Genomic DNA, 19,332 nt, shown 5'->3' on the forward strand with positions numbered 1-19,332 from the left:
GGAGCGATACATATGAAATTAAATGTAGAAGAAATCAAAGAAATCATCCCTCACCGGTATCCATTCCTGTTTGTGGATTCCATTGAAGAACTTGAGCCTGGAAAACGGGCTGTCGGCAAAAAGAATGTTAGTGCCAACGAGGAAGTGTTCAATGGGCATTTCCCTAATTACAATGTATTTCCGGGATGTCTGACGCTTGAAGCCTGTGCGCAGACAGGTGCTGTGGCGCTGTTGTCACTGGATGAGTATAAAGGTAAACTCGCTTTTTTTGCCGGTGTGGAGAAATGCCGCTGGAAACGCCAGGTGCGGCCGGGCGATACACTCCTCATGGAGGTAGAACTTCTTTCCGTCCGCAGAGGAATCGGAAAAGGCAAAGCCCGTGCGACCGTGGATGGCGAAGTCGCGATGGAAGCGGAAATTATGTTTGCGATTGAAAGATAATTATTGAGAATCCCGTATACAATGTGCGGGATTTTTTCTGTAAAAATAGATGCAAGTTGTTTCGGTTTTTGGGAAATATAAAGGAAGACCAATGCAGCAGGTCGACAATACACCTTTTGAAAGGAGCTTTTACGATGAATAAAAAGCTTTTAACACTTATCGGAGGATCCGTTCTTTCCGCCATGCTACTGGCAGGCTGTGCCACTGACGACCAGGAGCCGCCGCCGGAGGATGATACAATCACTGAGGAAAATGGTGATGTGAATGATCTGAATGAAAATACAGATGATAACGACATCAATACAGATGACGACGGCGACTTGATGGAAGACGACAACGAGCCGGGCGAAGACGCTGTGGAAGATAAGCTTGATATGCAGGATGAAGATAACAAGGATGAGTAATAGTAAAGAAAAACTCCCGTCATGACTGAGCGGGAGTTTCTTTATTTTCCTTTTTAGCAGCAGCCAGGCGCGGCTTGCTTTGCATCTTATCCTTGAATTCGTCGAGGAGATTGTTGCCGATATATCCCTTGTCCAAGAGGTCCTGGAGCAGCAATTCTGCGTAATCATTTTTCGTTCTTTTGAGTGATCCCTCAAAAAGGATGCTGATATGGTTTTCCAGTTCGCTGATAGAGGTAATTTTAGTTTGGAATGCGGCTGGATCGTTTTCTTTTTTCGTAATAACAACTTGGATGGTCAGCTCGTCCTTATCATCAGCGCGCTTTTTGAAGTACTCAAGATAGGATTTATCAATAAATGCCTCCAAAAGCCAGTTGCTCTTTTCGTCTTCTTTATTAATAATCAATCCATCATCCAGTTCAATATCAATCAGGCCATTTTCTTCCACCAATTGCAGAGAAACAAGTTTAAATGTTTTCATGGCTTACCTCCATCTCTAAAATAAGTTGTCTATAAAAAATTATAACACAGCCAAAACTGAAAGCGAATTTGACAGTTTGTCGAATTTTCTTTTTTCTAATGTTGAAAATCGAATTTTCGAGGCAGTTTTTTGCGGAAAAGGGGCCGAAAATTGAATTTTAGGGGTGTTTTTGGCAAAAAAGCACTATGAAAAACACATTTTGGCTTTTTTACACAGTGGAGAAGTTCCGGCTATGATAAGGCTACCAAAGAGAGGAGATGAAAACCATGATCAATCAAGTGACCCTGGTGGGAAGGCTGACAAGGGATCCTGAGCTGAAAAGGACACAGGAAGGGATCCCGGTGACGAATGTGACGCTGGCAGTAAACCGCCAGTACCGCAACCAGAAGGGTGAAATCGATGCGGATTTTGTGCAGTGCACATTATGGAAGAAAACGGCGGAAAACACATCGCAGTATTGCCGGAAAGGCACCCTGATTGGGATAACCGGAAGGATCCAGACGCGGCATTATGATAATCAGGAAAAGAAACGGATTTATGTAACAGAGGTGGTAGCGGAAACCGTCCGCTTTCTTGACAGGAAGAAGACTGAGGAAATGCCGGTGACCGTGACCAAGGAGGAGCTTCCGTTTTGAATGAAGTGTCTGAAAGAGTAAAGGCATTGGAATATATGCTCGAAAGCCTCATCAAGATGCTCGGAAAATCAAACCAGAGAGTCGATGATCTGAACAAACGAGTCCTCCAGCTTGAATCGCTCATCCGTGAAACAGTCATGCAAAACAGCCATACACAAGAGCGGCAAACACCTAAACGCTTAACCATCATGAACTGACGGCATCCCCCAACCAGCTGTCCACACATATTCCTTCCCTATAGAAAATCAATCATATCCCCAAAACTTCCCCGAATTGGAACCCGGTACACTTGTGCCGGGTTATTTTTTTATGGTGACAGGTACCGCCCGAATTTTGTCGATTATCCTAGAAATCCTTCAACGCCTGAATATTGTTCTTAATCACTCTCACAGCGAGGGCTTTTTTCTTTTCGTTAAAGGTGTATATGTCCAGGAGGGTTTTTTTCAGGTCCGGATATTGGCTGATGATTTCCCGGATCATCTCCATATCCTTATCATCCGGGTTTTCTTTTAAAATGGACTTGTCCGCTGAGTAGGAGGACGGGTTCTCCAATTCATCAGTCAATAAGGTCTTGTCCACTTTATATACTTCTGCCATTTGTAGGAGGGTTTGGTAAGTGGGGGTGACCTTGCCTGTTTCGTATTTGCTGATGGTTGAGCGATCCACTTTCAGCATTTCAGCAGCAAAATCCTGAGTCCACTTTCGGTCCGTTCTTAATTTTTTCAGTATTTCAGATAAAGACATCCTTTTCACCGCCGTTTACTTTCTTTCTTTTAACTTAGCGGGAATAGCAGTTGAAAAGGCCGGTTGTGAACTTTAGTCACGTTATATAAAGTGATTATTATTCACGAATAAGGAATTATGCTATATGGGTAAAAGGAACCAGGGAGGATTTTCACGGAATATGTCGAATATATTTTTTGAAAATAATAAAAAGGAGGGGATTTAGTGGGTAAAGGAGATAAAACCGGGTACCTGTATTTTCAGACAGAAAATAAAAGTCTAAATACTAATCATCAGCCAAGCTTCTTTGATGCGCTTCAGCTCATTAAGCTCCAGAATAATAAATCCTATCAACGAATTCCTCTTAGAAGCCATACTTCACTTATGTTCAACGATACGGAACGAACTCTTCACTACAAGTTTAACTTCTTATTAAGCCAGGTGGCAATTAACGCCGGGGACAAGAAACCTACATATCAGCTGCTATCCTGTTTTATTATAAAAAAAGGCAGCAAAGTCACGTTTCTGACGCAAAAACCTAATAAGCCGGAATATGCAAAAATAAAAGAACAGCCTTCAAGCCTTTATGCATATCAAGGACTTGAAGACTGTACCAGCTCTATGTCAGGTGAACCAGATCCCGCAGCTCATCTGTTGAAAGCTCGGTAATCCAGTTCTCGCTCGTAATAATCTGGTCATTAAGGGTCTGCTTTTTTTCAAGCATAGCATCAATTTTTTCCTCGAGTGTGCCGGTGGCAATCATTTTATGCACATGAACAAAGCGTTTTTGCCCAATCCGGTAGGCGCGGTCAGTTGCCTGGTTTTCAACGGCAGGATTCCACCAGCGGTCATAATGGATAACATGGTTTGCTGCCGTCAGATTCAAACCGGTTCCTCCGGCTTTTAGCGACAGCAGGAATACCGGAAATTCATGATTTTGAAAACGGGTGATCATATTATCCCGTTCCTGCTTTGGCACGCTTCCGTTTAAAAACGGCACGTCGAATCCGAATTGTTTTTTCAGCAGGCGGGCGATCATATTCCCCATTTCGATATATTGGGTAAAAATCAGGCAGCTTTCTCCCTGCTCATGAACAGCGCCGACAAGTTCGCTTAACTTTTCAAGCTTTACAGAACGCTCAAGGACATGCTTAGGCTTCTCTTCTTTTAAATAAAGGGCCGGATGGTTGCACAGCTGCTTTAAGCGGCTTAATAACTGCAGAATCAGGCCTTTGCGCTCAAAACCTGACAGCTTTTCGATCTGTGCGAATGTATCCTGGACAAGCTGCTCATATAGTGAAGCCTGCTCAGCAGTCAGCGGACAATATTCCTTCTGCTCAAGCTTATCGGGCAGGTTCAGGGCCACATCCTCATCCTTTTTCGTGCGGCGGAGCAGGAAGGGGCGGATATAGGCCTGCAGCTGCTTAACTTTATTTTTGTCGTCATCCTTCTCAATCGGCAGAACATAGCGCTTCTGGAACTGCCCGAGACTGCCGAGATAGCCGTGGTTCGTAAAGTCAAAAATGGACCAGAGCTCGGTCAACCGGTTTTCCATCGGCGTTCCGGTGAGGGCAATATGATGCTTGCCCTTTAACGTCCGGACAGCTCTCGATTGCTTTGTCTGCGCATTTTTAATATTCTGGGCTTCATCAATTGAAATGGAGCTCCACTCAATTGCTTCAAAATCCTCCAGATCCATATGGGTTAGTCCATAGGAAGTCAGTACAATATCAGACTCCATTACTTTTTCAGAAAAGCTTTCTCCCTTCAGGCGGTTAGATCCGTAGTGAAGATATACGCTCATGCCAGGGGCAAATCGCTCGATTTCCTTTTGCCAGTTCCCGAGTACAGATGTAGGGCAGACAATGAGAGATGGGCCGCTGTCTTCCTCTTTTTTAACTTTTAAAAGATAGGAGATCAGCTGAATCGTTTTTCCAAGTCCCATATCATCTGCCAGAATGGCACCAAAACCATAGCGGCGCAAAAACAGCAGCCAGCTCATCCCGAGCTTCTGATAAGGGCGGAGATCACCTTTGAAGCTTGCAGGGACCTCTTCAAGCGGAAGGTTTTTAATATCGCGGAGCTGCTTCACCATCTGTTTCCATTGGCGGTTAAGCTCAATCTGAATCCGGGCAAATGCCTTAGGGTTATCCAGCTCGTCTTCCTGCGTGCTCCCGTCAGCCATAAGTTCCTGCTCGATCAAATCACGGACATGCAAACCTTCTTTTTCCGCTTTCTTCATTAAATCCTGGATATGGCGGACAAAATGGGGATCCAGCTTAATCCAGCGGCCGCGAACATAGACGAGCCGTCTTTTTTCCTCTACCATGCCCCGGAATTCTTCCTCTGTTAAGTCAACTCCATCCATGCTGAAACGCCAATCATAATCAAGCATCGACTGCAGCCCGACAAACGAAGGACGGTGGCTGCCGGTTCCCTTCACTTTTGCTTTTACCTTGAGGCTTGCGTTCTTCATAGCCTGCCACCACGATGGAAGCAGAATTTCCACGCCAAGTGCCAGCATGGTTTCGCTTGCCTCTGTCAGAAAAGTCCAGGCTTCATCTTCCGTCAGCATAGTCGAAATCCCGCTGGGCTTGCCTTCAAGCCATGGGAAAAGCTCCAGCCAGCGCTGGATCTCTTTTTCAATTGAATCCTCGTAATCATGCCAGTCATGCGGATAATTCGAATAATCCTTGTAATCGACAAATACATCAGGATTCTTTTTTCCGCGCAGAAATATCGTCAAATCCCAGCTGGTATCGATATCCCCGGGCTCTTCCAGCTTAAGTCCGATCGAGAAAGGAGCATCATTTGATTTAACTCCGATCCATTCCTGCCAGCTTTCTTCATCAAAATAAGCTGCAAGATCCCGCGGTGAGAGGTGCTCACTCCGCAAGGCTTCAAGCTTTTCACCGAACTGCGCTTTCGCTTCATGGTTTTGATTCATATAGCCATCAAGGGAGCGGTGAAATAAATCCCCGATAAATTCCCTGACTGGAGAGCCTTCTACTGTCTGCTCCCAAAAGTTTGTGCCGAATTCGGCGATCACACTTTCCGGCAGTGCCCAGCGGAATTGACCTTGTTCCCAGGCGGCAAAATCCGGCATCCATTCCTGGTCCACGATCGAATCATAAAGTGCATGAGAGGAGGCCAGCAGAATTTCGGCCGTTTCATCCCAGCTCCAATCAATCAAACGGTTGAATTGCTCTGCCGCAAACAGGGTGACAAGCTGCCATCCGCTTACAGAGATCCCCTTAATCCCGTCTGCCTCTGCAGCATCAAGCATGGTTCCGAAAAAGCTTTCCCTGTGATGATTAAAAAGAAGAGGCTTCCATTCCTTCGGAGAAAGCAGGCGACCCTCTTCATTAACAGCAAAAATCAGGTAGCGGTCATTGTTTATTGGTTTCACTTTCACATGGAGAAATCTCGTTTTAAGCATCGATTAGCTTACCCCTTTTGCATTCTTCCTGAAAGGCGCGGAGACGTTTCGTTTTTTCAAGCAGCAATTCAAGAAAAAGATGCCAGTCTTCCTGGCGTTTCAGCTTGTTGTACAGCGTGCGAAGCTTTTTCATTTTCCGGACGGCCTCGCGGTAATGATCTCTGTTTTTCATATTAATGTGGCCCGTTATGGATTGATGATATAGCGGCAGGAGGATGGACGGCTCCTTTTTGCTGATTTCCCTGATCCGGTCCTTGCCAAGAGAATCAAGATCAAAGCCAATGAACGCCTGCAGGTCCGCCCATTTCATGAATTCGCCTTTTTCAAAAAGCAAATATTCATAGTCACTATAGCTGTACGGTAGCGTCTCCATCAGGGCTTTCTCGTACAAATCCATTTTGCTGCTCTCCAGGCAATAAGGAGAAATCGCCTTGATGGACATCCGGGTAAAATCCATGCAGGCGTAATAGTCATCAATTTCTTTCAGATAATCACGTAATTTATGGATAAATGCTTCTGCATACGGGCCCATTCGATTCCAGTCCTTCTGGGCTGAAAAGTAATCGAGCCAGTAAAGCATGTAAGGTGTCATTAAGACATTTGGCACATTTAAAACATTGAGTGCCTGTTCATCATTGCGTTCAAGAATTTGAAGATGCACATAGCCAGCCAATAACGGCAGGTTAGGCTCCTCTTTTATGGAGGATTTCAGCTTCTCGATCTCCGCTTCACGCCACTCTTTCTTTTTGAAAAAATGTGTCCATAGCAGCCGGTATAATTGGGTTCGTTCATACTCCATCCCAAAAGAACCGGTGATCAGTCCGCCAGAATCATCCTTCAGCTTTTCGATAAATTGATCGAATGCGAAGGGAAGGGAGTGAACCGACAATTTATACATGATCTGGGTGGAATCTTCCATCAAGGACTGATAGAGATGGCGGTAATAGCGGTCAATCAATTCCTCGCCATGGCCGTACTTTCTGCTCAGCGCCATCAGCTTTTTAAAAGAAAAAACATAGCCGATCAGAAGGTAAAGAAGCTTCCATTCCTGCTCTACCGGTGCTCCCGCTTTCATGCGGCGCAGATACACATGGAAAAGCTCAGGCAGGACATAAGGACGGGGTTCTCCCTGTTTTTCCATCAGCTCGGTAAAGCTTTCGTCGAATACAGCAACCCAGCGATCATAATCCGCCTTCATCTGGCCGGAGGATTTCAAAAGATCCTTCGCTTTTTGAAGCCCCCAATTCTTGGCGGTCTGTTTTTCCTTGATCGGCTTCCGCCATTCTTCAATCCACATGGACACACTTCTGGCTTTAGAGAGAAGCTGCAGAAAGACCGCAGTCTGATGGCGGCAAAAACCTTCAGCCGGACAGGAACACTCACTCAAATGAATGAATTCAAGGTCCAGCTCAACCTTTGCCGGAGTTACATCTTGAACCGTCGCCAAAACCGTATCACCCTCAAAACGAAGCTGATACACAAGCCCCTGCCGATAAAGCATCAGCCCCTTCTGCACCAGGCGCGCATCCTCCTCATTCTCAGCCCGCAGCAGCCCCTTCAGCTCATTCGCTGCAAACTCCAAAGGCTCCAAAAACCGCTCCGGAATCATGTTCATACCTCCTTATTGGTGACAGGCACCACCCGAATTTTGTCGAATCTATTTAGAACAAGGCTCCCGTAAAACGGATTAGTCGGCCCTGTAAAGTACATTCCTTTATTATAACATTTAGGACAGCTGGAATGAAGGTGCGCGCTGTTTCAAAAATACCAGAAGGAAATTTGGGAAGGAAATCATACGAGGTGAATATTCGGAGTTTTTCGATTTCCCCTAAATAAAATGGTATGATGGATTTAGCGCTTTAGTGGAACAGGGTGGGGAAATGACTGCTGTAAATGTTCAACAAGAAGAATCAACTAAATATTCGCTGCAGGATGCAGGCTTCAAAAAAATGATGATTGCAATGACAAGTGCATCCATTTTAGTATTCGCCAATTTATACTTTGTGCAGCCGATTATGCCGCTGCTGGCAGATTCATTTGACATCACATCTGCAGCAGCCGGTTTATCACTGTCTGCTGCTGTAGTTTCTATGATTTTCGGATTATTATTTTTCGGATTTCTGTCTGATCGAATCGGACGGGTTTCCATTATGAATTTCACACTTGTCTGCACCATAATTCCGCTGGTGCTATTGCCCATTGCGCCTAATTTTGAAACCTTTCTGGTGCTTCGCTTCCTGCAGGGCTTTTGCATAGCGGGGCTGCCTGCAGCAGCCATCGCCTATTTAGGGGAGGAGCTCGCTCCAGGCAGCATCAGCCTCGGCATCACCATGTATATTGCAGCGAATGCAATTGGCGGAATGGCCGGCCGCATCTTCGTCGGGTACATTGCAGATATGGCCAGCTGGCAGACTTCTGTCTACTGCCTGTTTGGATTTTCCATTTTGCTATTCATCATTTATTTTATGACTCTGCCAAAATCTCATTATTTTAAGCCAAGTGAAAGATCTGTACAAAAAGACTTGTCAGGCATGGGCTCACATCTGAAAAATACGAAGCTTTTCCCTGCATTCGCGATGGGGATCCTCCTCCAGTTCTCGTTTACAGGAGTATGGACATACCTGCCTTTTTATCTCGAACAGGATCCTTTTAATCTCTCTGTAAAAAATATTTCTTTTACCTACCTGGCGTACAGCTTCGGTATAGCTGGCTCCATTCTGGGCGGAAGGCTATCCTCTTATTTCAGGCAAACCAAACTGGTCTCGGTTGGAACTTTCATTTTAATAGGAGGGACCTTGCTTACAAATGTGCACGCCTTATCGGTAATTGTAATAGGTCTATGCCTGACCTGTCTGGGATTCTTTGTGGCGCATTCACTGATGGCGGCTATTGTAAATGAACGCGCTGCCCATCACAAAGCCGGTGCCTCGAGCCTCTATCTTGTAAGCTATTATCTTGGAGTCGCAACCGGAGGTACGCTTGCCGGCCTGGTATGGCAGACCGGAGGCTGGACGGGGATTACCTTGGTTTCATTTGGATTGCTTCCGGTAGTGATGTGGCTGATGGCGGGAAGCCGGAAGGTTCTTCGCTGATTTTGAGAGGGATGAGCGGGGTTATCTGGGAGAACTTCGGACACAGAATGTACGAGCGCCCGAGTTAGAGTCCGAACCCGGTCCAACTTCAGACACAAAAAGCAGGAAATCGCCAGATACAGTCCGAAGCCGGGGGTAACCTTCGCCCAGAGCGATATAATTTGCCTTCCAGCACAAACCCGAAGCAGGAGAGAACTGCTTATTTACCAAAAAACTCTTAAAAACCCCAATCTATAACGATTGGGGCATCTTTCTTCCTCAAATAACCGCCTTGATATTCTATCATGAGCCACTAAAAACAGTTTATGTGCGGATAGCCTCAATTTCTGTGCGGAAGACATTTGTCCAATTTCCGAACGACATCTCCACCAGCCTAACGGGGATCCCGTTCCAGCCCAGTTTTCAAATCAATGACCTTAACCGGGTTCTCCGGTGCATCAACCGTTTTGCTCGCAGGAGCCGCATTTCCGTTTTCCACCCAGTCAACTAGCAGGTCAAATGATTGATGAGCATAAGGCAGCAGAGGCTGAAGTTCTTGATCCGGATCGGTGCCCGGGTTCCAGACAAGGCTGTCGACATGGTTGCCGTTCTCAATCGTATACATCCGGTGAAGATCCTGCTTTCCAGCTTTCTTGACCAGCTTTTGATACCCCTTTGCATGGATCTCCGGGAAAATCAGCGCGTCCAGTGATCCCGTGAAAGAGATCAGCGGCACATCAATATCTCCAGTATTGGCCACTTCCTTAATATTTTCTTTCACTTCTTTTGGACGGGTCACATACTTATATTCTTCAAAAATAGGATCATAGGAACGGTCTCTCACGCCATTAACGAAGTTCAGGTAATTGCTCCATTCCGTCCGGCCGGGTGCTTCCGGATCAAAATGGTCCCGATAGATATTCAGCGAAACAAACCAGTATACCTGATCATGGTAGGCCCACAGTTTTTCCGACCCTTTTGGCAAACCTGCTTTGTATAGCTCTTTAACCGCTTTTTTCTGTTCTTTGCCGCTGCCATACAAAGCTTCCTCCGCATGATTCACAACAGTGGTCAGGGAACTGATTAAATTTTCCTTTTTCTCCGTCCATAAAACGCCTTCCCAGTCGACTCCTCCATCGAAAAGGCGGGGTTCTCCGGTTTTCTCCGGATCGTCATTTTCAAGAGCATAGCGCACGACGTAGCCGCCATTGGAAATCCCCATCGCATATGTAGGAATCTTATGTTCTGCCGATACTAAATCACTCGCAGGATCAGAAGAATCTGCCGGATCGATCAGCCCATCCGAATAATGGCTGGCTAAGTACTGCTGTGATGCTTTCGTAACCTGGCGGAACCGCTGATGCCATTCTGCTACACTATCATCTTCATCGACTAAGGCATTCTTTACTTTTGCCAATGGATCAGCCGAATCAGCCTCACCCTGGGTGCCCTTATCGATCGCAGCAAAAGCATATCCTTTTTCCAGGACATAATCGCTGAAAAGCAGATCGGTCGATGTTTCATTTCTTGTCGCCGGGATTCCCGAAACAACCAGCCGGCCATTCCAGTGGTCCGGAACCCTTATAACAAACTGGGCATCTTCAAAACTGCCGTTTACCTGAGTTCCCGTTACAGAAGCAGGCTTGTACATTTGATGCCATCCGGTTCCTTCCGCTGCATTTCCCCATAGATAAGGAGCCAGACCGATATTGCCGTAAAGAGTTGCCTGCTGATATTGGAGGGGATTCTTAGTGGTCAGCCAGCTGTTGCCGGCACCGTCAAAGTATTGTTCTGTTACTGTATGCGCGCCAGGTATGATCGCCTTGTTTTCCACCGCGGTCTGCTCGGCAAGACTTCTTTCCGGAAAAAGCGAAAAGCTTAAAGCAGAGGCTAAAGATAACGCGATTAATTTATGTTTCAGATAAATCCATCCCTTCTGCATAATCTCTTACAGTTCTATTCTACGTTTACTAATTATGGGAATCATGAGTCTTAGTGATTAGTTTTTTGAATTTTCAGTATTATGGACGGCAGAGCATTGAAAATTGTGATGCCTAACCGAACCTAGTACTATAGACTTATGAACGGAACAAGTTGGAAGCAATGAGAATTCAATGGGAATTGGGCGCTTTAATGAATTTGAGCTAGTAGCGCAACCGGCCAGCACTTACAGGGGACCAGTGCTCTTGTAGGGATATGTTCTGACAAACTTTTTTGAAAAGAGGAAGAGCATGCTTACAACTAATCAGCCTAATCATTTTAAAAGTACACAAGTTCTTGAAAAAGAAGCTGTTTTGGCTGCAATTGAAAATTCTCTGGCTATGATTGAATTTGATGGAAACGGGAAAGTGCTTTGGGCAAATGAGAATTTTGCCCGCACCGTCAAATATCGGGCAGAAGAAATGCCGAATATGCTGCATAAGCAATTTTGCACTCCTGAATTTGCAGCCAGCAGGGAATATCAGGAGCTTTGGAGAAATCTGCGCAATGGCAATAGCTTTCAGGAAAAAATCCAGCGTGTGACCAAGAATGGGGAATTAATCTGGCTCGAGGCAACATACACACCGGTATTCGGCGATGACGGCAAGGTTGCTGGTGTCTTGAAAATTGCTACGGATATAACGGAACGGGAAACGAATACCGCACAGGTGGCATCCCAGCTGCAGGAAATGTCAGAAGCCCTTAGTGAAAAAGCAAAAGCTGGAATTGAAAGAAGCGAGGAGGCCGCTCAGGCAATAGGCAAGCTCGTTCATGAGTCCAAAGGAAACCTGGAAATCCTCCATTCTCTCAAATCACAGGCACAATCCATCGGCAGCATCGTAAAAACAATCCGGGAAATAGCGGCGCAAACCAATCTGCTCGCCTTAAATGCAGCCATAGAAGCAGCGCGTGCCGGCGAACATGGCAGAGGCTTCAACGTCGTTGCCGGAGAAGTGCGAAAGCTCGCAAACCGGGTGCAGGACTCCATCCAGGAAGTCAACGCCCATATCGAAGGAATATCAGCTGAAATCAACAAAATCAGTGACGCCACCCTGCAATCGCAGTCCGGCATAACTGAAAACCAGGTACTTAATGAACAGGCGGTATCCTCATTTAAAGATATCGGGGAAGCAGCAAGAAAGCTGGATGAGCAGGCGAGGGGCTTTAAGAGTATCTTATAGATAATGATTAAACGATATGGTGGGACTGCTTTTATTGCAGCTCTTTTTCTGGTGACAGGTACCTGTACCAGTTTATAGACCACTAATCACTATTCCTATAGTGAGAGACTATTTATTGAGATGTTCAACCTTAAGGTCATTTACCATCCATCTGCAATAATTTTGTTTTTGCTTACTTTCGGTTTCACCAGAAAAAAGTTCAGTTATTGGCTTGAGGTTAAGGTAATCAGGTGATTGTGGCTGTGAGTAATAATAGAAGGGGAAGCTTGACCAGCGGTAGTTTTGAGGAGAATCTGTAATTCTAGCTTCAACAGGATTTAAGTGAATGTAACGGCTAACCTCCAGCAGCCCATAAAGATCATAAATAGGCTTACTATAGAAACGTTTCTCAAATAAATGTCCCTGTACTTGATATTTTTTATTGTAGTAATCAGCATAGTTTTTATTAATGTTTCTCATTACCTTTGACAGAGATAATTCTCGAGTTTTAATCATGAGATGGTAGTGGTTTGACATTAAACAGTAGCTTGCAATTTCGAGGCTGGCAGAACGATGAGTGTAGTGAAGGATATTCAAAAAAGAGGTAAAATCTAATTCGTCTTCAAACAAGTTAGCTCTCCAATTACCTCGGCTGACCACATGGTGGTAATGGTCAGGACTCCAAATTCTTTTCGGGCGGGTCATCCAATATTCTCCTTTCATACTTATTTCTATATCAATATCATCTATTCTCTTCTTTGAGGGAGAATTCCTTTAAATCGACAAAATTCGGGTGGTGCCTGTCACCGTTTTTAGAAAACTCTTGAAATAACAACCCATACCAGCTAAACTAGTAATATACAGTTTTCCGTATATTGATCAAAGTAAAGAGGTATTACAATATGAGCCGTATTTGGGAAAGTTTATATTCAAAGAATGGGCTGGCTGCCAAGTTTATTGCGAAGGAGCTCATTCAGTTTTCGGAGGGAGAGAGAATCCCCCGGGTAAGTGATTTTACAGACAAGCTATCTCTGGGCCGCGGGACTGTGCAGGGGGCATTAAGAGTGCTGGAGGATTTGCATGCCATCTCTCTTGAATCAAGAGGGCATCTGGGAACTTTTCTGAAAAAGAGGGATATCAACCTGCTGTATGAGATTGCCGGCATCGGACCGGTGATGGGCGTAATGCCGCTGCCTTATTCCCGCAAGTATGAGGGACTGGCGACTGGTATTGTTGAAGGGTTCGAGGAGATTAACAAGAAGTCTGGACTCGCTTATATGAGAGGGGCCCGAAGGCGGATCGAATCATTAAAAACCCGGCGCTACGATTTTGCGATCATGTCCCAGCTGGCGGCAGAAGAGGCCGTACAGGAGTTTGATGGCCTGGAAATTCTTCATACACTTGGACCGGAGACCTATGTCACGTCCCATAAAGTCTTTTTTTCAGATAGCAAAAACAGCAAGATTACAGATGGCATGAAAATTGGAATTGACTATTCATCCGCTGACCAGGCCAATATCACCCTCCTTGAATGTGAAGAGCACAAAGTTGAATTGATAAAGGTGGACTATATGCAGCTTTTCAATATGCTGAAAAACGGCAGTATTGATGCAGCGGTCTGGAACGCAGATGAAGCGAGGGCACTAAAAACGTTTGCTTCCTCTGATTTTAAGTCGAAAAAGGCAAAGGAACTGGCCATAAAAGCAACCACAGCAGCCATTGTTATTGAAAGTGAAAGAACAAATATCAGAGAACAAATCCAGCTCCTCCAGTTCAATAAAGTGGAAGAGGTCCAAAGGCTGGTAGAGGAAGGGAAAAAATATCCACACTATTAAGAAACTAAAGTTCTAGTTTCTTAGCAGCATTAATATACTAAATACTGTATTTTGGAGGGATTATAACCATGGATATAAACCAACTCAAAGAAAGAATGGATATCCTATTAAGCTCGTCTGTTGTCAGCACAAAAGCCGCTGATATAACGACATTGGCTTTTATGCACCTGCAGTCACACTTGAAAAAGGATGCCATCGAAGGGGCGGAAATGCTTTTCACCCATTTGCCGACAGCTCTGACGAGAATTGAAAATGGCGAACAGGTTGAGGCTCCTCATCCTGCCCTGCTGGATGAAGTCAAACAGTCACCGGAAGCATCCACAGCAATGAAGGAAATCGATTTTGTACAGCAGCAATGGAAGAATCAGCTCCCCCAAGAGGAAATCGATTTTCTGCTTATACATTACACAAATGTACTGCAAATCAACAAAGGAGGAAATTAAGATGAAAATTGTAGTTGGCGGACAGGTGGATAAAAAAGAGATTGAGAGCTTAATAAAAGAGATTGACAGCAGCATAACAACGATGGTCAAATCCGATCTGGAAGCAGCGATGGCTGTTAAGACGGGACAGGCAGATTATTATGTAGGAGCCTGCCACACAGGCGGCGGCGGTGCTTTAGCCATGGCGATCGCCCTTCTCGGCAAGCCAAACTGCGAGACAGTTTCCATGCCGGGGAAAAAGCCTGTTGAGGAGAAAATTGTAACCGCTGTCAGCGAAGGGAAGAAAGCATTCGGTTTTACAGCTGACCATAAAGAAGCCGCAGTGCCTATGATTATCAAAGCTTTAAAGAATAAAAGCTAATCCATTTTAATTGAGGGGGAAAAAGAAATGGAAATGACATTAATTATCCTGATCGGGGCCGTTGCTGCTGTTTTGGCCAATATGAATATTGCCGTTTTTAATGATGGGCTCCGTCCAATTGTCTCCGAACATGTGGAAGGGCGGATGACGAGAAGGGACCTGGCCTTTACTGCCTTTGCGATGAGTTTCGGCCTGGTAATCGGATTTGGAATCCCTTTTACACTCTCGGCGAGTATCATACTCGTTCACAGTATCCTGCTGGGGACAGACATTATCGGATTGCTGACGCCGAAAAACAAATGGGGAACACCGCTTGCGGCGGTGATTGGCGGTGCTTATGGAGCAGGGCTGTTAATCGGGCTCGAAGGCTTTGTGAAGCTGTTCGATTATCTGCCGCTTAATTTCCTTGAAGCTATGGGAGCGGTTGGAACACCGGTTGTCGTTACCTTTATGGCATTCCCGGCACTTGCGGTTGCCATGCAATTCAGCGTTAAAAAAGGGGTCATAACATTTATCGTTTCCGCATTGATCCGTCAGCTTGCTGTCTGGCTGAATGAAAGCGGAGTTCTGACGATTTCAGGCACGACAGTAACACTGAACCAGGAAGGAATGGCCCTTATTACAGGAATGATCTTCCTGCTTATTTTTGCCATGAAGGAAAAAGCTGAAGAAGGCTCATCCATCGACCTGGCCGCTGTATTCAGTGATAAAGTGGCTAAAATCAGAAAAAATGTTGTGTTCTTTATGATCATTGGCGGTCTTATTGCAGCTGCTACGAATCTATGGATTATGGCAGGAGATCCGATTTCTCTAAATCTATTAGCAGAGGGCAAAGCAACAGATGCTGGAATTGCTGCGGCTGCCCGTGCGCTCGGCTTTATTCCGCTTGTCGCCAGTACAGCGATCGCAACAGGTGTATACAGCCCGGTCGGATTCACACTCATCTTCGTCGTCGGATTTTTCTCCCCGAATGTTTGGGTAGCCTTAATCGGGGGTGTCATTATTATTTTCATAGAAGTTATGCTATTAAGTTCAATTGCAAGATTCCTTGATAAATATCCCGGTGTCCGTAATTCCGGGGAAAATATCCGCAGTGCGATGACCAAACTTCTGGAAGTAGCACTATTAATCGGTGGAGCGAACGCTGCCAATGCAATTGCACCAGGGTTTGGATTCTTCTTTATTGCCGGATTCTATCTGCTGAATGAAGCGGCAGGACGCCCGATTGTCCGCATTGCGGTCGGCCCAGTGGGTGCCATTGCAGTCGGAATCATAGCCAATATCCTGGTAGCACTAGGCATCATGAACATACCTCAGTAAAAAAACAAAGAGAACGGAGCGGACAGCCATGATACAAACCGTACTTGGAAAAATTGCTCCGGAAGAATTGGGGATTTGCTCGGCTCACGAGCACCTTTCCATTGATCTTTCGAGAGTAAAAAAAGACCCGGATACGATTCTGGATGATGAACAGGGCATGCGTGAGGAACTGGAGGATTTCTATCGTCTCGGCGGAAGGTCAATGGTGGAAGTGACGAATGACGGCATGGGCCGGGATGCTCTTGTGCTAAAAAGGCTGAGCGAGGCAACCGGGGTTCACCTTATTACATGCACAGGCTTTTATAAGGATCCTTATATCCCGGATTTTGCAGACGGCTGGAAAGCGGAGCAGTTTGCACAGCATTTTATAAAAGAAGCCAAGGAAGGGATTGCTGATACGGGCATACTCCCGGGTGTCATCGGGGAAGTGGGCACAAGCAAAAATGAAATGAAGCCAATCGAACGTGAGCTCCTAATTGGTGCCGCTATGGCCGGTGTCGAAACCGGTCTTCCGGTGACCACTCATACAACGCTCGGAACATTGGGCTATGAGCAGGTAGAGCTGCTGACGAAGCATGGTCTTCCAGCTGATCAGATCATCATTGGCCATCAGGACCTCAACCCGAATAAAGAGGAAGTTCTGGCTGTTTTGGAAACAGGAGCCTATATCGCGTTTGATACAATCGGAAAAAATAATTACCGTCCCGATGAAGAAAGAGCTGACTTTCTTATTGATTTTATAAACCGCGGATATGAAAAGCAAATTCTTCTGTCAGCTGACTTAACCCGCAAATCGCATTGGAAGAAGAACGGAGGCCCGGGCTACGGTCTTGTGCTTGAGACGTTTATTCCAAAATTGAAGAAATCCGGAGTGCCGGAAAGCATCCTTCATCAATTTTTGACCGTTAATCCATCCAGAGCTTTTTCAATAAGGGAGCGATCATAGTGTCCACATACAACCGAGCCCAATTAAAGTACGCAAATTCAGTTTTGCCAAGCTTATCGATACAGGAAGCACAGGAAAAACAATTCAAACTGGTTGACTGTATGAGCCGCCATTTCAAGGGCAGGCAATTTCTTTCGATGGGAGACCTTGGAGTTTCCCCAATATATAAGCGTCCGGAACAGACGTATCTAATCAAAGTCCTAAAGTTTTCTATATTCAGCATGCCCGCCAGCAGCCTGCAGATCATTACCAATTGGCCGAAGTCATCAAAGCAGTGAAGGAAGAACGCCCGGATCTTCCTATCGTTGTGGATGACAATTATTGCGCATTGAAGACAAAGGGTATTGGCGTGGAATTAGGGGCGGATTACTCAACCTTTTCCGGATTCAAGCTTCTCGGGCCGGAAGGAATTGCGGTCATTGCCGGCAAAAAAGACGCCATCGAACGGGTGCATCACTATAACTACTCGGGCGGCGGCCAGGTGCAGGGCTACGAAGCCATGGAGCTTTTAAGAATGATGACCTTCGCGCCTGTATCGCTGGCTATTCAGAACGAGCAGGTGGAAGAGCTCTGCCGCCGTCTGAATGAAGGCGCTGTGAACGGAATTCGCGCCGCCTACATGACGAATGCCCAATCCAAAAATGTCATTGTAGAGCTCGAGGATCCGATTGCCCAACGTGTGATCAGCATCAGTGACGAGCATGGGGTGGCCACCCATCCGGTTGGGGCGGAATCAAAATATGAAATCATTCCGATGATTTACCGCGTTTCCGGCAGCTTTTTGGAAGCACAGCCCGAACTGAAGGATTATGGACTCCGCATCAATCCGATGAAATCAGGAGCGGACACGATCATCGGCATACTGGAAAAAGTGATACCTCTTGCAAAAGAAGTGCAGCATCGTTGATACCCGTAAATAAAGGGGGGAACTTCCATGTTTTTAGATGTAACAAAGCGCAGAAATCCTAAGCTTATTCAATCAGGAGTCACCTTGCATCAAAGCGGGCAAATACCCCCGAATACGTACGTAATTGACCTCGATATACTCGGAGAAAATGTAGAAGCACTGGCAAAAACGGCGAAAAATCATGATTTCACGCTATATTTCATGAGCAAGCAGCTTGGAAGGCTTCCGTTTATAGGCCAGTTTATTGCAGAGCACGGCATCGAAAAGGCGGTTGCTGTTGAATTCGACGAAGCCAAAACACTGGCAGAAGGCGGCGTTGAAATAGGAAATGTCGGCCACCTGGTCCAGCCCGGGAAAAATCAGTGGCCGGAAGTGCTGTCATGGAATCCTGAGGTCATTACCCTATTTTCCCTTGCGCGTGCCAGACAGCTTTCTGATGCGGCTGTTCAGTCAGGAACAGTGCAGGATGTACTTCTCAGGGTGTATGCACAAGGCGATATGATTTATCCCGGACAGCAGGGAGGCTTTCGATTGGAAAAGCTGGATGAAGAGCTTCTCGAACTGGCCGGACTTCCTGGGATTAACATAGCAGGTGTCACGACCTTCCCAAATTTTCAGCTATCTAGGGACAGGAGAAGCATGGAGCCAACTCCTAACTTTATAACCCTTTTAAAGGCAAAAGAGGTTCTGGAGAAAAAGGGCATTAAAGTAAAACAGGTAAACGGCCCAAGTGCGACCAGCTGTGAAACCATACCTTTCCTGGCAGAACAGGGTGTAACACATGGAGAACCGGGACATGCCCTTACCGGAACGACCCCGCTGCATGCTTACCGGGATCTCCCTGAGAAACCAGCCATTGTATATGTAACGGAAGTGTCCCACCAGGATCAGGAGCATTATTACGTCATTGGCGGCGGCTATTACGGACGCTCCCATTTAACCGGGTGCCTGGTCGGAAGCGATGAAAAAGAAGTATTGAACCAGTATGTAAAAGCAATCGAACCGGCTCCTGAAGCGATTGATTACTATGGTGCGATTGAGAAACCGGAGGGCTTTCAGGTTTCTGAAGGAGATACAGCTGTTTTCTCCTTTCGCACCCAGGTGTTCGTCACACGGGCCCATATTGCCCTGGTAAAAGGAATTCAAAGAGGAAAGCCGGAACTGGTTCACTTTGAGAGGAAGTGGTAAG

At 45.9% G+C, this 19,332-nt stretch carries 19 protein-coding genes, 1 pseudogene and 1 riboswitch; of the genes and pseudogenes, 14 read left to right on the forward strand and 6 right to left on the reverse strand.

All coding sequences use genetic code 11. The features are described from left to right. The first annotated feature begins 12 nt into the window (after positions 1 to 12). Positions 13 to 441: a 3-hydroxyacyl-ACP dehydratase FabZ gene (gene fabZ, locus BFI01S_RS11880; RefSeq protein WP_061792847.1), complete on the forward strand. Its 429-nt coding sequence runs from the start codon at positions 13 to 15 to the stop codon at positions 439 to 441. 134 nt (positions 442 to 575) lie between these two features. Further along, positions 576 to 845, forward strand: coding sequence for a hypothetical protein (locus tag BFI01S_RS11885; protein WP_061792815.1), 270 nt, complete (start codon positions 576 to 578; stop codon positions 843 to 845). Between the two features lie 19 nt (positions 846 to 864). Here the strand turns inward: BFI01S_RS11885 and BFI01S_RS11890 are convergent, their stop codons facing one another. Further along, positions 865 to 1,323, reverse strand: coding sequence for a YwpF-like family protein (locus BFI01S_RS11890; RefSeq protein WP_061792816.1), 459 nt, complete (start codon positions 1,321 to 1,323; stop codon positions 865 to 867). Between the two features lie 266 nt (positions 1,324 to 1,589). Between BFI01S_RS11890 and ssb the strand changes: the two genes are divergently transcribed. Next, positions 1,590 to 1,958 carry a single-stranded DNA-binding protein gene (gene ssb / locus BFI01S_RS11895; protein WP_061792817.1) on the forward strand — a complete coding sequence of 123 codons (369 nt, stop codon included), beginning with the start codon at positions 1,590 to 1,592 and terminating at the stop codon, positions 1,956 to 1,958. Between the two features lie 5 nt (positions 1,959 to 1,963). Beyond that, positions 1,964 to 2,155, forward strand: a complete 192-nt coding sequence (locus BFI01S_RS11900; protein WP_235831166.1) for a hypothetical protein — start codon at positions 1,964 to 1,966, stop codon at positions 2,153 to 2,155. Between the two features lie 148 nt (positions 2,156 to 2,303). Here BFI01S_RS11900 and BFI01S_RS11905 read toward each other — a convergent pair whose 3' ends face one another. Next, positions 2,304 to 2,702, reverse strand: a complete 399-nt coding sequence (locus BFI01S_RS11905; RefSeq protein ID WP_061792819.1) for a helix-turn-helix domain-containing protein — start codon at positions 2,700 to 2,702, stop codon at positions 2,304 to 2,306. A 204-nt stretch (positions 2,703 to 2,906) separates the two neighbouring features. Here BFI01S_RS11905 and BFI01S_RS11910 point away from each other — a divergent pair, with 204 nt between their 5' ends. Then, on the forward strand, positions 2,907 to 3,350 hold the full coding sequence (locus BFI01S_RS11910; RefSeq protein ID WP_061792820.1) for a hypothetical protein: 444 nt from the start codon (positions 2,907 to 2,909) through the stop codon (positions 3,348 to 3,350). Here BFI01S_RS11910 and BFI01S_RS11915 read toward each other — a convergent pair. Beyond that, positions 3,301 to 6,120 carry a DEAD/DEAH box helicase gene (locus BFI01S_RS11915; protein WP_061792821.1) on the reverse strand — a complete coding sequence of 940 codons (2,820 nt, stop codon included), beginning with the start codon at positions 6,118 to 6,120 and terminating at the stop codon, positions 3,301 to 3,303. The two genes, BFI01S_RS11910 and BFI01S_RS11915, sit on opposite strands and share 50 nt — an antisense overlap. Continuing rightward, on the reverse strand, positions 6,113 to 7,729 hold the full coding sequence (locus BFI01S_RS11920) for an SWIM zinc finger family protein (protein WP_061792822.1): 1,617 nt from the start codon (positions 7,727 to 7,729) through the stop codon (positions 6,113 to 6,115). Before BFI01S_RS11920 ends, BFI01S_RS11915 begins: the two co-directional genes overlap by 8 nt. A 271-nt stretch (positions 7,730 to 8,000) precedes the next feature. Between BFI01S_RS11920 and BFI01S_RS11925 the strand changes: the two genes are divergently transcribed. After that, a complete protein-coding gene (locus BFI01S_RS11925; RefSeq protein ID WP_061792823.1) occupies positions 8,001 to 9,212 on the forward strand; it encodes an MFS transporter in 1,212 nt (403 codons plus the stop codon). 373 nt (positions 9,213 to 9,585) lie between these two features. Here the strand turns inward: BFI01S_RS11925 and BFI01S_RS11930 are convergent, their stop codons facing one another. Next, complete coding sequence (locus BFI01S_RS11930) at positions 9,586 to 11,112, reverse strand: peptide chain release factor 2 (protein WP_061792848.1); 1,527 nt, start codon at positions 11,110 to 11,112, stop codon at positions 9,586 to 9,588. A 166-nt stretch (positions 11,113 to 11,278) separates the two neighbouring features. Next, positions 11,279 to 11,362: riboswitch (cyclic di-GMP riboswitch) on the forward strand. Positions 11,363 to 11,422: 60 nt separating this feature from the next. Between BFI01S_RS11930 and BFI01S_RS24510 the strand changes: the two genes are divergently transcribed. Continuing rightward, entirely contained in the window at positions 11,423 to 12,352 is a 930-nt protein-coding gene (locus tag BFI01S_RS24510; protein WP_061792824.1) for a methyl-accepting chemotaxis protein, read from the forward strand. A gap of 108 nt (positions 12,353 to 12,460) precedes the next feature. On the opposite strand, the gene BFI01S_RS11940 is transcribed toward BFI01S_RS24510, so the two are convergent. Further along, positions 12,461 to 13,036 (reverse strand): transposase, encoded by a 576-nt coding sequence (locus BFI01S_RS11940; RefSeq protein WP_061792825.1) that lies wholly within the window; start codon positions 13,034 to 13,036, stop codon positions 12,461 to 12,463. Between the two features lie 197 nt (positions 13,037 to 13,233). Here BFI01S_RS11940 and yhfZ point away from each other — a divergent pair, with 197 nt between their 5' ends. The 7 genes and pseudogenes from yhfZ (at position 13,234) to BFI01S_RS11975 (ending at position 19,331) form a co-directional block, all read left to right on the forward strand. After that, positions 13,234 to 14,166, forward strand: a complete 933-nt coding sequence (gene yhfZ / locus BFI01S_RS11945) for a GntR family transcriptional regulator YhfZ (RefSeq protein ID WP_061792826.1) — start codon at positions 13,234 to 13,236, stop codon at positions 14,164 to 14,166. A gap of 68 nt (positions 14,167 to 14,234) precedes the next feature. Further along, positions 14,235 to 14,609 (forward strand): PRD domain-containing protein, encoded by a 375-nt coding sequence (locus tag BFI01S_RS11950; protein ID WP_061792827.1) that lies wholly within the window; start codon positions 14,235 to 14,237, stop codon positions 14,607 to 14,609. A gap of 1 nt (position 14,610) precedes the next feature. Next, complete coding sequence (locus tag BFI01S_RS11955) at positions 14,611 to 14,970, forward strand: DUF2620 domain-containing protein (protein WP_061792828.1); 360 nt, start codon at positions 14,611 to 14,613, stop codon at positions 14,968 to 14,970. A 27-nt stretch (positions 14,971 to 14,997) separates the two neighbouring features. Further along, positions 14,998 to 16,290: a YhfT family protein gene (locus BFI01S_RS11960; RefSeq protein ID WP_061792829.1), complete on the forward strand. Its 1,293-nt coding sequence runs from the start codon at positions 14,998 to 15,000 to the stop codon at positions 16,288 to 16,290. 28 nt (positions 16,291 to 16,318) lie between these two features. Then, positions 16,319 to 17,236 (forward strand): phosphotriesterase family protein, encoded by a 918-nt coding sequence (locus BFI01S_RS11965; RefSeq protein ID WP_061792830.1) that lies wholly within the window; start codon positions 16,319 to 16,321, stop codon positions 17,234 to 17,236. After that, positions 17,236 to 18,143: pseudogene (locus BFI01S_RS11970) on the forward strand (aminotransferase class V-fold PLP-dependent enzyme). The gene BFI01S_RS11965 and the pseudogene BFI01S_RS11970 overlap by 1 nt, the downstream one beginning before the upstream one ends. A 27-nt stretch (positions 18,144 to 18,170) precedes the next feature. Beyond that, a complete protein-coding gene (locus BFI01S_RS11975; RefSeq protein WP_061792831.1) occupies positions 18,171 to 19,331 on the forward strand; it encodes a YhfX family PLP-dependent enzyme in 1,161 nt (386 codons plus the stop codon). The last annotated feature ends 1 nt before the right edge of the window (position 19,332 follow it).

It is taken from the genome of Cytobacillus firmus NBRC 15306 (assembly GCF_001591465.1).
Classification (GTDB): domain Bacteria; phylum Bacillota; class Bacilli; order Bacillales; family Cytobacillaceae; genus Cytobacillus; species Cytobacillus firmus.